Origin of the sequence: Gordonia sp. w5E2, assembly GCF_036540975.1 — a bacterium.
Taxonomy (GTDB): Bacteria; Actinomycetota; Actinomycetes; order Mycobacteriales; family Mycobacteriaceae; genus Gordonia; species Gordonia jacobaea.
In genome coordinates, this window is sequence record NZ_CP144213.1 from 30734 (window position 1) to 45676 (window position 14943).

General features: G+C 65.7%; 14 protein-coding genes and 1 tRNA gene. 4 read left to right on the forward strand and 11 right to left on the reverse strand.

What is annotated here, in order from left to right; translation table 11 throughout:
- The first annotated feature begins 12 nt into the window (after positions 1–12).
- On the forward strand, positions 13–543 hold the full coding sequence (locus RND64_RS00120) for a peptidylprolyl isomerase (RefSeq protein ID WP_082933721.1): 531 nt from the start codon (positions 13–15) through the stop codon (positions 541–543).
- Between the two features lie 197 nt (positions 544–740).
- Complete coding sequence (locus RND64_RS00125; protein ID WP_331436334.1) at positions 741–1445, forward strand: rhomboid family intramembrane serine protease; 705 nt, start codon at positions 741–743, stop codon at positions 1443–1445.
- A 127-nt stretch (positions 1446–1572) separates the two neighbouring features.
- Here RND64_RS00125 and RND64_RS00130 read toward each other — a convergent pair whose 3' ends face one another.
- Together RND64_RS00130 and crgA are read right to left on the reverse strand one after the other, a co-directional pair.
- Positions 1573–2058 (reverse strand): hypothetical protein, encoded by a 486-nt coding sequence (locus RND64_RS00130; RefSeq protein WP_049699176.1) that lies wholly within the window; start codon positions 2056–2058, stop codon positions 1573–1575.
- Positions 2059–2137: 79 nt separating this feature from the next.
- Entirely contained in the window at positions 2138–2428 is a 291-nt protein-coding gene (gene crgA, locus RND64_RS00135; protein WP_005205869.1) for a cell division protein CrgA, read from the reverse strand.
- 428 nt (positions 2429–2856) lie between these two features.
- Here crgA and RND64_RS00140 point away from each other — a divergent pair, with 428 nt between their 5' ends.
- Complete coding sequence (locus RND64_RS00140) at positions 2857–3564, forward strand: aminodeoxychorismate/anthranilate synthase component II (RefSeq protein ID WP_049699444.1); 708 nt, start codon at positions 2857–2859, stop codon at positions 3562–3564.
- 45 nt (positions 3565–3609) lie between these two features.
- Here the strand turns inward: RND64_RS00140 and pknB are convergent, their stop codons facing one another.
- The 7 genes from pknB to RND64_RS00175 all read right to left on the reverse strand — a co-directional run bounded on the left by pknB (position 3610) and on the right by RND64_RS00175 (position 13398).
- Positions 3610–5559, reverse strand: coding sequence for a Stk1 family PASTA domain-containing Ser/Thr kinase (pknB, locus tag RND64_RS00145; protein WP_049699175.1), 1950 nt, complete (start codon positions 5557–5559; stop codon positions 3610–3612).
- On the reverse strand, positions 5556–7022 hold the full coding sequence (locus RND64_RS00150; RefSeq protein WP_049699174.1) for a protein kinase domain-containing protein: 1467 nt from the start codon (positions 7020–7022) through the stop codon (positions 5556–5558). Before RND64_RS00150 ends, pknB begins: the two co-directional genes overlap by 4 nt.
- Entirely contained in the window at positions 7019–8521 is a 1503-nt protein-coding gene (locus tag RND64_RS00155) for a peptidoglycan D,D-transpeptidase FtsI family protein (RefSeq protein WP_049699173.1), read from the reverse strand. Before RND64_RS00155 ends, RND64_RS00150 begins: the two co-directional genes overlap by 4 nt.
- Positions 8518–9957 carry an FtsW/RodA/SpoVE family cell cycle protein gene (locus RND64_RS00160; RefSeq protein ID WP_049699172.1) on the reverse strand — a complete coding sequence of 480 codons (1440 nt, stop codon included), beginning with the start codon at positions 9955–9957 and terminating at the stop codon, positions 8518–8520. The genes RND64_RS00155 and RND64_RS00160 overlap by 4 nt, the downstream gene beginning before the upstream one ends.
- Positions 9958–11475, reverse strand: coding sequence for a PP2C family protein-serine/threonine phosphatase (locus RND64_RS00165; protein WP_331436335.1), 1518 nt, complete (start codon positions 11473–11475; stop codon positions 9958–9960).
- A complete protein-coding gene (locus RND64_RS00170) occupies positions 11472–11936 on the reverse strand; it encodes an FHA domain-containing protein FhaB/FipA (RefSeq protein WP_049699170.1) in 465 nt (154 codons plus the stop codon). The genes RND64_RS00165 and RND64_RS00170 overlap by 4 nt, the downstream gene beginning before the upstream one ends.
- A gap of 202 nt (positions 11937–12138) precedes the next feature.
- Positions 12139–13398, reverse strand: coding sequence for a DUF3662 and FHA domain-containing protein (locus RND64_RS00175; RefSeq protein ID WP_049699169.1), 1260 nt, complete (start codon positions 13396–13398; stop codon positions 12139–12141).
- Positions 13399–13775: 377 nt separating this feature from the next.
- On the opposite strand from RND64_RS00175, the gene RND64_RS00180 reads away from it, so the two are divergent.
- Positions 13776–13861 (forward strand) — tRNA-Leu (locus RND64_RS00180).
- Positions 13862–14296: 435 nt separating this feature from the next.
- Here the strand turns inward: RND64_RS00180 and RND64_RS00185 are convergent.
- The gene (locus RND64_RS00185) at positions 14297–14662 is read right to left on the reverse strand and encodes a MarR family winged helix-turn-helix transcriptional regulator (protein WP_200903255.1); all 366 of its coding nucleotides are present in this window, start codon (positions 14660–14662) and stop codon (positions 14297–14299) included.
- 23 nt (positions 14663–14685) lie between these two features.
- Positions 14686–14940: a hypothetical protein gene (locus tag RND64_RS00190; RefSeq protein ID WP_049699167.1), complete on the reverse strand. Its 255-nt coding sequence runs from the start codon at positions 14938–14940 to the stop codon at positions 14686–14688.
- Between the last annotated feature and the right edge of the window lie 3 nt (positions 14941–14943).

Here is a 14943-nt window from a genome sequence, read left to right on the forward strand (position 1 = left end):
TGAGGTGGTTGTATGGAGGGCGTGAGTATTGAAACGCAGACCGCGACCATCCACACCAACCGCGGTGACATCGTTGTCGACCTGTTCGGAAATCACGCACCCAAGACCGTTGCCAACTTCACCGGCCTCGCCGATGGCAGCAAGGAGTACAGCGAGCCCAACGCTTCCGGAGGCAACTCCGGACCGTTCTTCGACGGCTCGGTGTTCCACCGCGTCATCGAGGGCTTCATGATCCAGGGCGGCGATCCGACGGGCACCGGCCGCGGTGGCCCCGGATACCGCTTCGAGGACGAGTTCCACCCGGAGCTCTCCTTCGACCGTCCGTACCTCCTCGCGATGGCGAACGCCGGACCGGGAACCAACGGATCGCAGTTCTTCATCACCGTCGGCCCGACGCCGCACCTCAACCGTCGCCACACCATCTTCGGTGAGGTGACTGATCCCGCATCGCAGCAGGTTGTCGACGCGATCGCGACGACGTCCACCGACCGCTCCGACCGTCCGCTCGACCCGGTCGTCATCGAGAAGATCGAGATCAACTGAACACACCGCAGCAACCGGCGCGCGCGTCGCAGGTCTGCTACCGGCACCCCGACCGCCCGACCTTGCTCTCCTGCAGCAGGTGCGGGCGGTCGGCGTGTCCGGAGTGCCTCGAGCCGTCGGCCGTCGGGCAACACTGCGTCGAATGTCGCGGCGACGACGGATCGCGGCGCGCGGCGTCGAGCCTCGGAACCGCACAGATGTCGACACCGACGGTCACTCGCAACACTCCGATCGGGACTTATGCGCTGATCGCCGTCAACGTGGTGATCTTCGCGCTCTGCGTGATCCAGGCAAAGTCGTTCGACGCCGGGCTCGCGCCTCTCTTCCAGCACGGCGACCTCGTCAGAGCCGACGTCGCCAACGGCGAGTACTGGCGACTTCTCACCGCAGGTTTTCTCCACTTCACCGTGATGCACATCGCGCTGAACGTGATTTCGCTCTACATCCTCGGCCGTGACCTCGAGACCGCGCTCGGACACAGTCGCTTCCTGATGGTCTACTTCATCGCGCTTTTCGGCGGCAGCGCCGCGGTGATGCTGTTCGAGGCGGGCAACGTACGCAGTGCCGGCGCCTCCGGCGCGATCTACGGACTCATGGGCGCAATGCTCGTGATCGTCCTCAAGGCCCGAATTTCCCCGACCGGAGTCATCACGATCATCGTGATCAACCTGGTCTTCTCGGTGACGATGCCCGGGATCTCGCTGGCCGCCCACATGGGTGGTCTTGTCTTCGGTGCCGCCGCGACGGCCGCCGTCATCTACCTTCCAGCTCGGCTTCTGCCGGACGAGTCGCGTACCCAGCACAACGCTTCGCGAGTGGGGTGGATCGCGCTGATCGTGCTGCTCGTCGTTGCGATCGCGCTCGGCATCATCGCCGGAAGTTCGAGGTCGGGTCTGCTCTGAGCAGGCTTCCACGACACCTGCAATCGATAGCTCAGTTAGTTGTCCACAGGAGTTACCCACAGTGGGGATGAATTACACACATGTAATTCGGCCTCGCGCGACGTAGTTCGACGGTGTTCGAGATGGGTCAGCCGTCGACGTCGAACCCGGCCTGACGCAACTGCACCGCGACGTCGGAGGGTGCGGCGCCGAGATCCCAGCGGCCGAAGACGTAGAGCTTGGTGTCGAGTCGTAGACCGTCCGATTGATCTGTCGGGGCGGCGTCGTCGGGGATCACGTCGATCTCGAGTTGCCCACTACGACGTCCGATGCGGCGGATGTTGAGCACCTTGATCTGATCGATCTGCGCGGGCGTGCAGTCACGCGTGCCCGATAGCGTCCGGATGTGCAGGACTGGTCCGGGACTGACGGCGAGGCGCGGTCGAATCGCCCACGCGTACGCGCCGAACGCCAGCAGCAGCACGCCTGCGACGACCATCAGGACCATGCCGGCGGGATCCGACGCCGCGATCACGCCAAGGATCACAAGAAGTAGGCCGCCGACCAGCAGTGCGGCGGCAGCAGGTCGCGGCGTCGACCATTCGCCTGTGGACAAGTCGGAACGGTTATCCACAGCAGTTACTCACAGTGGGGATGAATTACACACATGTGATTAACGGCTGTGGATGATTGTCCGAGCCTGTTGTCGCAGGTCAGCGCCATCTCATGGTCATCAGAAGGCCGACGACCATCAGGGCGAAGCCGATCAGGAAGTTCCACGATCCGAGGTTGGCCATCCAGTGGAGAACCTGGCCCTCGCCGCCGTAGGTGGTTGAGCTCGCAGCGAGGTAGTAGACGATCAGCCATGCGAGGCCGAGGAGCATCAGACCGAGCATGACGCCCACGTAGATGCTGCTGGAGGGACCGGTCTTGACCTTGACCGGCGTGCGCGACGCCGGGTTGATCGTGTAATCGGTCTTCTTCCGGACTTTAGACTTCGGCATGACTTCCTCTGTTGGGTGCAGATCACTCGCCTTACACGGTATCTCACCTGGTCGCCGCGACCGACCCCGCTCGCTGGTCGAGCTGCCCCACTGGTCGGGCTTGTCGAGGCCCCGCTGGTGATTTCGACTCGGCTGCTCGCTTCGCTCGCGGCCGGCTCAATCAGCGGGATGGACCCACCCGCTGGTCGACGGCCCCCGCTGGTGATTTCGACTCGGCTGCTCGCTTCGCTCGCGGCCGGCTCAATCAGCGGGAAGGACCACCCGCTGGTCGAGCCGCCCCCGCTGGTCGAGCCTGTCGAGACCTCCCACCCGAGCTGCACCCGCTGGTCGAGCCACCCCCGCTGGTCGAGCTTGTCGAGACCACCCCGCGACGCCCCGAGTAACCTGAGCCTGTGAATACGCCCGCCGTCGACGAATCCGCGCAGCCCCTGGGCCGCGTGCTCGTCATCGACAACTACGACAGCTTCGTCTACAACCTGGTCCAATACCTCGGTCAATTGGGCGGCTCCGCCGCGGGTCAATTAGGCGGCCCCGCCGGCCTCGACGTCACCGTCTGGCGCAACGACGATCCGGTCCTCTCCGACGCCGACGGCGAGTTCACCACGGAATCACTGCGTCGAGCTGTCGAAGGATTCGACGCCGTACTGCTCAGCCCCGGCCCGGGCACTCCACAGCGCGCGGGCGCGACCATCCCGCTCGTGCGGCTCGCGGCGTCGGACGAAATCCCGCTGCTCGGGGTCTGCCTCGGACATCAGGCGATCGGCGCAGCCTTCGGCGCTACAGTCGACCGCGCACCGGAACTCCTGCACGGCAAGACGTCGCAGGTCATCCACGACGACGACGGCGTCCTGGCCGGACTACCGGATCCCTTCACCGCGACGCGCTATCACTCGCTCACTGTGCTCCCCGAGACCATCCCCGACGAACTCGTCGTGACCGGGCGCACCGACACCGGCATCGTCATGGCCATGCGTCACCGCGACCTGCCCATCCACGGGGTCCAGTTCCACCCGGAGAGCGTGCTGACCCAGGGCGGACATCGGATGCTGGCCAACTGGCTCGCCGTCGCGGGCATCAAGGTCGACGCCGGTCTGGTCGACGCGCTCGAACAGGAGATGGCCGCCGCGCTGGGCTGACGGGCGAGCCTGGGCCGACCCCTGCAGGAACCGACCGCTCGAGCCCTAGTTCGGCAACAGGCTGAGCTGCCCGACGGTCACGGTGACAGCGTCGTTGCGGCTCAGTTGTGAGCCCGCGGCAGGCTGCTGGTCGACGATCTTGCCGATGTCCGGACTGCCCAGCGGCACGCCCTTCGTCGACTGTGTGAGCGTCGAGTCCGACCATCCGCGCGACTGCAGCGTCGAGCGTGCCTGCTCGGGTGTCTGACCGCGCAGGTCGGGCATCGTGAACTGGTTGCCGCGCGAGACCGTCACCTGAACCGTGCTGCCCTCGTCCACCGATGTTCCGGCGGACGGGGACGAGCTGATGATCTCGCCGACAGGCCGATCAGAGTCGCCCTGCACGACCACCATCTTCAGATTCGACTGCTCGAGCAGCGTGCGGGCCTGGTCCTCACGCATACCGACGACGTCGCGCACGGTCACCTGACGAGGCCCTGACCCGACGTGCAGCACGACGGGGCTGTTGACCGCGGCGTTGGTTCCGGACGCGGGTGTCGTGCTCACGACCTTGCCGTCGAGTGCCGCCGTCGAATCGACCTCGTCGGTCCGGATGTTGGTGAATCCGAGCACCTTCAGCGCGTCGGTCGCCTCCTCCGGTGTCTTGCCCTGCATCGACGGCATCTGGTGCCGTGGAGGCCCGGAGGACACGTACAGCGTCACCTCGGAGCCGTCGGGTGCCAGCACGTTCGCGCCCGGCGCCGACCTGGTGGCCGTCCCGGCCTTGACGTCGAGGCTCGGTTCCTGGAGCTGTTTGACCTTGAATCCCGCACGCAGCAGGTTGCTCTCGGCGTCTTGCGACGACAGTCCACTCACCGATGGCACCGCGATCTGCCGCGCACTCTCCGACGCCCACGGGGCCCACCACAGCAATAGTCCTGCCAGCAGCAGCACCACGAGCGCGGCCGATCCCAGGACCAGTCCGCGGGACCGGCGTCGAATAGGGGTGTTGTCACTGGAGCGTCGAGGAGCGTTGCCGTCCGAACCGCCGGAGCCGTCGCCGCCACCACCCCCGGTGCCGCCACCGTCCGAGCCGCGCGCCGCGCGTCGAGGACCGGTGTCGAGGAACTCCGTACGATCCTCGTCGGTCAGCAGCAGCGGGGCCGACGGGCGGCCGCCCGCGAGCACGCGGATCAGGTCGGCGCGCAGTTCGGCGGCGGACTGATACCGGTTCTCCTTGTTCTTGCTCATCGCCTTGAGCACCACGGAGTCGAGCTCGCGTGGGATCTCCGGTCGGATCGACGACGGCCAGGGCGGGTCCTCGTGAACGTGCTGATGGGCGACGGCGACGGGCGAATCACCCGTGAACGGCGGTTCGCCGGTCATCAACTCGAACAGCACGCAGCCCATCGAGTAGATGTCACTGCGCGGATCGACCTTGATGCCGCGCGCCTGCTCCGGCGAGAGGTACTGGGCGGTGCCCATCACGGTCGACGTCTGCGTCATCGTCGACGTCGAGTCGCTGATTGCTCTGGCGATGCCGAAGTCCATCACCTTGACCGCGCCGGCCTTGTCGATCATGACGTTGGCGGGCTTCATGTCGCGGTGCACGATCCCGTTGCGGTGGCTGAAGTCCATGGCCGCGGCGACGTCGGCCATCCACGTCATGGCCTGCCGCGGAGACACCGGACCGTTGGCACGCAACACATCTCGCAGTGTCTCGCCGTCGACGTACTCCATCACGATGAACGGCAGCGGCCCGTCGGGTGTCTCGGATTCGCCGGTGTCGAACACCTGGACGATCGTCGGGTGATTGAGCTTCGCGGCGTTCTGCGCCTCGCGTCGGAAGCGGAGGTAGAACGACGGATCACGTGCGAGATCGGCGCGCAGCACCTTGATCGCGACGTCCCTGTTGAGCAGCAGGTCGCGAGCGAAGTGCACCTCCGACATCCCTCCGAAACCGAGCGTCTCGCCCAGTTCGTAGCGGTCGGAGAGATGGTGCGGGGTCGCTGTCATCGGCTCGGCAGACAGAAGGGCGGACAGAACTGTCCGGTCACGGTGGGTGCACCGGAGTCGCCATCGGTCGTGGTCGGCTCCTCGGTTTCCTGTTGGGTCGTCTCTTCTTCGGTCGTCGGTCGCTCGGTGGTGGTCGGACGACGCGTCGTCGTGGTCTGCTCGCGGGTCGTCGTCTCAGGTTCTTGCTGTTCGGCAGTGGTCGGGACAGCGGTCGTGGTCTGTGTGACCGTCGTCGACGGCGTCGGCGTCTCCGACGATCCCGAATCCAGGTTCGCCAGCCAGAAGCCGATCAGTCCGATGGCGCCGAGCAGCAGCACTCCCGCGATACCCGCGAGCACCTTCTGGCCGGTGGTCCACCCGTTGTTGTTGTTCGACGGAGGCGTCGAGCCGGTCTGCGGGTACGAGGTTTGGTGGTACGAGGTCTGCGGATATGAGGTCTGGCCGTATGCCGTCGGAGCCCGACCGGTTCCCTGCGTCGCGCTGCGTGCGGTTCCCGTGGGCGGCACACCGCTCGTCATCGCGCGGGTCGCGCCGGTTCCGCGTGCGAGCGCGGCTCCACCTGCGGCTCCCGCCGCAGCGGCTCCGGCAGCACCGATGGCTCCGGCGCCGCCAGGGGTAGGAGGTCGACGTCCCGCACGCACCGCGGCCACGGCGTCGGCGAACTCGCCACCGTTGGCATAACGCTGCTTGGGATCCTTCGACAACGTGATGTCGATCAGCTCGCGCACCGACGCAGGCACGTTCGCAGGCAGCGGCGGCGGGGTCTCGCGGATGTGCTTCATCGCGACGGTGATCGCGCCATCACCGAGGAATGGTCGACGCCCCGTCAGCGCCTCGTATCCGACGACGCCGAGCGAATAGACGTCCGACGCCGCCGTCGCCTCGTCACCGGTGGCCTGTTCGGGCGAGATGTACTGGGCCGTGCCCATGACCATGCCGGTCTGGGTGACCGGTGCGGCGTCGACCGCCTTCGCGATGCCGAAGTCGGTGATCTTCACCTGGCCCGCGGGTGTGATGAGGATGTTGCCGGGCTTGACGTCGCGGTGCACGAGGCCTGCGGTGTGCGCGGCCTGCAGCGCGCGGCCGGTCTGCTCGAGCATGTCGAGCGTGTTGGTCAGCGACAGCCGTCCGAGCCGTGAGATCACTGAGTTCAGCGGCTCGCCGTCGACGAGTTCCATCACCAGATAGGCGAGCGGACCGCCGCCTGCGCGGTCGGGCGTTTCGCCGTAGTCGAAGACGTTCGCGATGCCGGGGTTGTTCAGCTTGGCCGTCGTCTGCGCCTCGGTGCGGAAGCGAGCGGTGAACTCGGGATCGTCGGAATACTCGGCCTTGAGCACCTTGACCGCGACACGACGGTTCAGTCGCGTGTCGACGGCCTCCCAGACCTGTCCCATGCCGCCGGTCGCGATGAGCCGGATCAGGCGATAACGGTCGGCGATGATCGTGCCGTTCTGCAGGCTCATCGTCCACCTCCCACCAGTGAGTTGATCACAGCTCGTCCAATCGGTGCGGCGACGGTTCCGCCGACCGAGTTCACACCGTAGTCGCCGTTCTCCACGATCACGGCGACAGCGATCTGCGGATTCGACGACGGTCCGAACGCGATGTACCAGGAGTACGGGGTCTCCGAGTCGCCACCTGCGCTCGTGTCGGAGTGCTCGGCCGTGCCGGTCTTCGACGCGATCGACACCGGACCGCCCGCTCCCGCGGTTGCCCGTTCCGACTCGACCATCATGCTGGTCAGCGTGGCCGCCTGGTCGGAGGTGATCGGTTCGTTAATCGTTGTCGGCTGAGTTGTGCTCAGCGTGCGCAGATCTGCCGATTGCAGTTTATCCACCAGATAGGGCTGCATCCGCACCCCACCGTTGGCGACGGTCGCTGCGATCATCGCGTTCTCCAGCGGGGTCAGGCGCACGTCACGCTGTCCGATCGCCGACTGCGCCAGCGCGGCACGGTCGGGGATCTCGCCGACGGTCGATTGCGCGACCGGCATCGGAATCTCCGGTCCGGCTTCGTCGAGGCCGAAGCGTCGAGCGGTGTCTTTGAAGTTCGACGTCGCGTTGGGCATCTTGTTCGTCACGAGGTCGGCGAAAGCGGTATTGCACGAGTACTTCAACGCCGTGACCATCGAGACAGTGCCGCCGGACGATTCCGGGCATGTCTCGCCGCCGTAGTTGGGTAGCGAGATCGTGGTGTCGGGCAGCGGGAACTGCGACGCCGCGGTGAGGCGCACGTCGGGCGACACCCCTGCCCGCAGCGCCGCCGCCGAGGTGACCACCTTGAACGTGGACCCCGGCGGGTAGAGCTGGTTGATCGCGCGGTTGAGCATCGGCTCCGAACCGTTGGGGTCGTTCCACGACGACCAGGCCGTCTCGCGCACCGACTGGTCGTGGCTGGCGAGCTTGTTCGGGTCGTAGCTGGGCGTCGACACCATCGCGAGGATCTTGCCCGTGTTCGGCGCTATCGCGACGACCGCACCGCGACAACCGCCGCTGCAGCCGTTGCGCATCTGGTTGTAGGCCACACGCTGCAGACGGGGATTGATCGTCGTCACGACGTTGCCGCCGCGCGGATCCCGCCCGGAGAACATGTCGGTGAAGCGCTGCCCGAAGAGCCGGTCGTCGCTTCCGGAGAGAAACGAGTTCTCGTAGCGCTCGACCTCGGTGCTGCCGTACTGGTACGAGAAGTAGCCGGTCACCGGCGCGAACGCCTCGGCACCCTCGGGTGGGTAGCTGCGCAGGAACTTCAGCCTGCTGTCCGTGGGCACCGACACCGCAACGACCTCGCCGCCAGCGGTGATCGCACCGCGCTGGCGCGAGTACTCGTCGAGCAGCACGCGGTTGTTGCGCGGGTCGGATTTCAGGGCGTCGGCCTTGAAGACCTGAACGTAGGTGGCGTTGGCGAGCAACACGATGATCATCACGATGACCACCATCGACACCCGGCGGATCGGAGCGTTCATGGTTGCCGCACCGCCTGTGTCGGCAGCGACTCGATGGGCTTCGGCGTGGGCCGACGCTTCGTCGGGTCGGGTTCGCGCGCGGCGTTGGACACGCGGATCAGTAGCGCGAGAAGTATGTAGTTCGCCAGCAACGACGACCCGCCGTACGACACGAACGGCGTCGTGAGACCGGTCAGCGGGATGAGCTTTGTGACGCCACCGACGACGACGAAGATCTGCACGGCCATCGTGAACGAGAGGCCGGTTGCCAGCAGTTTGCCGAAGCTGTCGCGGACTGCGACGCCTGTGCGCAGACCGCGCATCACGAAGATCAGGTAGAGCATCATCACGGCAGTGAGCCCGACAAGGCCGAGCTCCTCACCGATGGTCGCGATGATGAAGTCGGTATTGGCGAACGGAACGATATTGGGCCGGCCGGAGCCGAGTCCGGTGCCGAACAGCCCGCCGGTCGCGAGCCCGAAGAGGCTCTGTCCCACTTGATAACCGGTGGTGTCGAAGGTGGCGAAGGGGTCTTGCCACACCTGAACGCGCACCTGCAGATGTGGGAACAACTGGTACGCGAGTACCGCTCCCGCGACGAAAAGCGTGACGCCGATCGCCACCCAGCCCGCTCTGCCGGTGGCGACGTAGAGCATCGCGAGGATCGTCGAGAAGATCAGCAGCGGGCCACCGAGGTCGTTCTCGAGGGCGAAGATGCCGATGGTCACCAGCCACGCGATCAGCAGTGGTCCGAGGTCGCGTGCGCGCGGCAGGTCCATGCCGAGGAAGTGCTTGCCCGCCGTCGTGAACAGGTCGCGCTTGGAGACCAGCAACGCCGCGGTGAAGATGATGATCAGGATCTTGGAGAACTCGCCGGGCTGAATGTTGAAGAGCGGGGTGCGAATCCAGTTCTTCGACCCGTTGATCTCCGACATCGACGACGGCAGGATCGCCGGGATCGCCAGGAAGATCACGCCGCCGAGGCCGAGTGTGTACGCGTAGCGCGAGAGCGTCCGGTGATCGCGGATGAAGATCAGGATCATTGCGAACGCGATGATGCCGAGCAGCGCCCATAACAGCTGCTGATCGGCGTTGTTGGTCTGCTCGGTCGGGCTGATCTCTTCGCCGCGCGGACCCGACCCGAGGTCGAGGCGGTGGATCAGCACGAGCCCGATTCCGTTGAGCGCGGCCACAATTGGCAGCAGCACCGGATCGGCGTGGGGCGCGTACCGCCGTACGACGAGGTGCGCGATCGCGAACAGCACCGTGTAGGCGGCGACGTACTTGAGAAGATCCCACGTCAACGATTGACCCTGCGCGGCCTGCACGATGATCAAGGCGATCGTCACCACACCGATCGCGAAGATCAACAGGATCATCTCGACGGTGCGCCCGGTCTGGCGGGCCGGTTCACGCGGCGGCGCGTGCTGCGCTTGCGGATTCGACGGCTGCGACATCTACGGTTCCCGACACGGTCCGTCGTCGAACTGAGGCTGCGCAGGCGTCGAGGCGGAGGGGGCGGGCGTCGACGACGGTGCCGGACTCGACGGCTCGGCGACCGGCGGCAGTGTGAACCGCGCGGGGAGTGCGGTGTTCGGAGCGGGGCTCGCGGGAGGCGGGGTGCCGGGTGTCGGGGCTCCGGGTGTCGCACCCGGCGCCGGGGCGGGCTCGGTGGTGCTCGGCGCGGGTTGGCATAGGGGCAGGAAGGTGAGTCGACGCACCCGGTTGCGGGCGTCGTCGAGGTCGACTTTGCTCACCCCGAACGTGCGCACGGTGTTCACGCTCGCCGAGTCGAGGTCGGAGAGGCTCAGCTGGCGGCACTCGTCCTTGCTGTCGACCGACTGGAAACTGACGGTCGGGGCGTCGGTCGCGACGTTGGTGACGCAGACCTTCTCCGACGCCTTGCTCGACGAGAAGAAGAGGATCTTGTCGGGCGAGCCCTGGAAGATGGTGACCTTGCCGTTGTCCTCGCCGACGTAATACGTGCTGCGCAACAGTCCGCGCGTCAAGAAGAAGCCAGCGATCAGTGCCGCGATGACCAGCGCCACAATGCCTGCGAATATCCAACGGCCCCAACGACTTCGACGCTGCGCGGGTTCGTTGTCGTCATCGTTGAGGATCGTCGGGCGCTGGGGTGCGGCCGCCGGTGGACGCAGTGCTGCGGCTCTACCTGCAGCGGTCTTGGGATCGGGCGTGTAGTTCTGCTCGGAGTCGTCGCCCGCCGCACCGCCGACGATGGGTCGCGACTCGCCGTACTGCGTGTCGACGACGTCGGCGAGCACGACGCTGACATTGTCGGGGCCGCCGCCGCGCAGTGCGAGTTCGATGAGGCGGTCGGCGCATTCCTTCTCGTCGTCGATGGAGCCGAGCGTCTCGGAGATGGTCTCCTCGCTCACGACGTCGGAGAGGCCGTCGCTGCACAGCAGGTACCGATCGCCCGCGCGTGCCTCGCGGATCGTGAGTGTTGGCTCGACCTCTGTACCGGTCAACGCGCGCATGATGAGGGAGCGCTGCGGATGGGTGTGCGCCTGTTCGGCGGTGATGCGACCTTCGTCGACAAGGGTCTGGACGAACGTGTCGTCGCGCGTGATCTGGGTCAGCTCGCCGTCGCGGAAGAGGTAGCCGCGCGAGTCGCCGATGTGCGCAAGCCCGATCCTGCTGCCCGCGAACAGGATCGCGGTCAGCGTCGTGCCCATGCCGTCGAGGTCGGGCGAGCGTTCGACCTGTGCGGCGATGGCCGCGTTGCCGCGGTGGGTCGCGCGGTCGAGTGCGGCGAGCAGATCGCCGCCGGGCTCGTCGTCGTCGAGTGTGCGCAGTGCCTGGATGACCAACTGGCTGGCCACTTCGCCTGCCGCGTGTCCGCCCATACCGTCGGCGAGTGCGAGCAGTCGAGGGCCGGCGTAGAACGAGTCCTCGTTGTTCGCGCGGACCAACCCACGATCGCTCCGCGCGATGTAGCGCAACACCAGTGTCACGGGCGCAACTCGATCACGGTCTTACCGATACGGATCGGCGTGCTCAACGGGACGCGCACGGCTGTGGTCACCTTCGAACGGTCGAGGTAGGTGCCGTTCGTCGAACCGAGGTCTTCGACGTACCAGTCGTCGCCGCGGCGCGAGAGCCGTGCGTGGCGCTCGGAGGCGTAGTCGTCGGTGAGGACCAGCGTCGAATCGTCGGCTCGGCCGATCAGGACTGGCTGCTGACCCAGTGTGATGCGCGTATTCGCGAGTGCGCCGTGCGTGACGACCAGGTAGCGCGCCGACCCCTTGGCCGTCGCGGCTTTTCGACGACGACGGTCGGCCCCGGTGTAGCGGGAGAGAGGCGAGCCCGACGCTGTGGCGATGTCGGCACGGAGGGTGCGGATGACCGCGTAGACGAACAACCAGAGGAGGACCAGAAACCCGATACGGGTCAACTGCAGAACCAAGCCCTGCATCTAGTCCTCACCTCCCACGCATCCGTCACTACAAAGTACGTCCGTGTGCCGACGCTTCGCGCGCGACAACGGATCCCGACTGCATCTTATGGGCCAGAGTCCCGATCACCGTCATTCGAAAGTGACAGTTGTGTATCGACGCCCGGCGTCATCAGACGATGCCACGGGCGCCGATTCGGCTAACTGGCAGGTGCAGCCGGTCTTACTGGAACCGGACGGTGATGTCCGAATGACCGATGCGAATGCGGTCGCCGTCGGCGAGCTCCCAGCTGTTGACCTGGACGTCGTTGACGGTCGTGCCGTTGGTGGAGTTGAGGTCGGTGAGCATGGCGGTGCTGCCGTCCCAGCGGATCTCGACGTGGCGACGCGAGACGCCGGTGTCGGGGAGGCGGAACTGCGCGTCCTGGCCGCGACCGATGACGTTGGAGCCCTCACGCAACTGGAATGTGCGGTTGCTGCCGTCTTCGAGGAGCAGCGTGATCGCGGCGGGTGCGTAGCCACCGGGGTGTCCGTAGCCCTGGTCATATCCGTAGCCGGGCTGCTGTGCGTAACCCTGCTCGTAGCCCTGCTGGCCGTAGCCCTGGTCGTAACCCTGCTGCGGGTAGCCCTGGGCGTAGTCGTAGTCCTGCTGGCCGTAGCCGGGCTGCTGTGCGTAGCCCTGGTCGTAGCCGGGCTGCTGTCCGTAACCCTGCTGCTCGTAGCCCTGCTCGTATCCGTAGCCGGGCTGCTGGCCCTGCGCCGGGTAGTAGCCGCCCTGCTGGCCGTAGCCGGGAGCCTGCTCGTAGCCCTGTCCGTAGCCGCCCTGCTGGTAGTCGTAGCCCTGCTGGGCGTACTCCTGGCCGTGTTCCTGCTGGCCCTGGCCGTAGCCCCGGGCGTCGTCGTAAGCGGGTTCTGCGCCTCGCCGCTGGTCGTAACCGGGATTCTGCGTCATGGCTGGGACTCCTACTTGTTGTGGTGCGTGTGGTTGTGGGGGCGGACCGGAAGTCGGCGGCTGGGCTCGCGGCCCCGGGGGCCGACCACGTGCGGCCCGCGGTGGTTCTGAAGCATCGTTACCCGCGCCTGTAGCGGATCCGACCGGACGCGGGCTCGCATCCGGATCGACCCGACCACGGGCACGGAAGATACCGGTGTGCAACGACGGCGATTGGTCGAACTCTACGACGACCTTTCCATACGTCTGCCATCCGTTGTCGGCGATGAAGTTTTCCAGGTGCTTGGAGAAGGTCTTGCGGTTCAACTCGTACTCAGTGGCGATGTGCTGGTGGTCGGTCGGGCTGAACAACAACGAGTAGCTGTTCGCCGCCAGCACCGTGCCGTCGCCGAGGCTCTCCAGCGACTCCTCGGCCTCGCGCTGCAGGCCGTTCTCGATCTCCTGCGGAGCAACCTGACCACCAAAAACGCGCGCAAAGCCGTCGTCGACGGCCCCCTCGAGCTTGCGCTCGAATCGTTGCAGGATTCCCATCGTCGACCTCCCTTCGCAGCCCTGGTGGCGTGTCGTCGTGCAAGTGACCTTGATTGATGATACCGATACTTACGGCTAACACCGTCTCAGATCAACCGCCGCAGCTTCAACTATGACTTCAGGGTCGGGCTTGATCGCGCTGGTCGAGCTTGTCGAGACCACTCGCTGCCCGAGCCTTGGCCCCGCTGGTCGAGCTTGTCGAGACCACCACGCCGCTAATCGAGCCAACCCCCGCTGGTCGAGCGCTACCGCCGCTGGTCGAGCCCGTCGAGACCACCCGCCCGCCCGAGTTTTACATCGGCGCCGCATTGTTGCTATCGTTCTCCAGTCGTCGAGCTACCCAGTTCGACGACATGCCCGCCGAATTCGGCGGCCACGGGCGAGTGGCGGAATGGCAGACGCGCTGGCTTCAGGTGCCAGTGTCCTTCGGGACGTGGGGGTTCAAGTCCCCCTTCGCCCACCACGAGCAGTTCATCGCAAATTTGCTGCAGGGGTCAAGCTGGTGAATCCGGTTTGACCTCTGTTTTTGTGTACGTGGGAGGTCGCTGTTCGGCATTATCGGCGCCGGCGGGACATGAGATTTGAAGATCCCCGATTGCGCTAATCCCGTCTGTTTGGAGGCGGGCTCGCTCGAGTTTTGTCCGGCCTCGAGGTCCACTTGTGAGAGGAACCCTGCCGGGGCGAGCGGGCGCATACTCAAGTTGAGTGGGCGACAGCGGGTAATGCGAGGGTGAAAAACTGGCCCCGATACGGGGACGCGCGAAGAGCCAGAACGTGTGAAACACTGACCTCCGAGCAGGCATGTTTGGAAATGGTGTTGACCAGCGGCTCATCACAGATCCTCCGAGCAATAGCACAGCGAGAATGTCGCACTGGCACACCAATCCGCGGCGTTGACTCATTGCGTGTCTCCGTTTGCCATCTGATGTCCGGCAGGTGTTTGGCCGTATGCACTGAGGGCGTCGCCTTCCATCGGTCCGAGAGAGGCCACTAACTCTTCAGCGAAGGACCAGGCCGAGCTGTCCACCTTCTCGTAGTAGGTCCTACCGGCGGTCGTAGGTAGCCGCTGGATCAGCCCGGCCTCTGCCAAGTCACGCAGCGGGTTCTGTATCGCGCTGAGAGAAGGCAATCCCAGGTCAGCTGCGAGATCGCTCGGATTTATCACGTCCTCGGACTGCGCGATCCATGACATGACTGCTAATCGGTGGATTTGCCCGAGGACAATCTTCGATAGCCGCTCCATTGGGTTACTAGGCATGGCCATTGAAGCATGTTACGTGAAACGAGTTACACGAAACATGTAATCTGGTCTGCATGGAGATGCTGGCAGAGGCCGACCGCATCGGCAACCTTGATGCGCTGGTCTTGGCTGCCGTTGTTGCACTGGATAAGGCGCGTGGCGTCGACCGCACCTACACCGTTCTTCCCCGTCATGGGTGGGCGATGTCCGTATTCGCCGAACAGTTGATCGCTGGGTTTGGCCAGTCCGCCGAAGGGCAGTGCTTGGGCGTCCTGTCCGATCCGCAACGCGGAGTCGTCCAACCG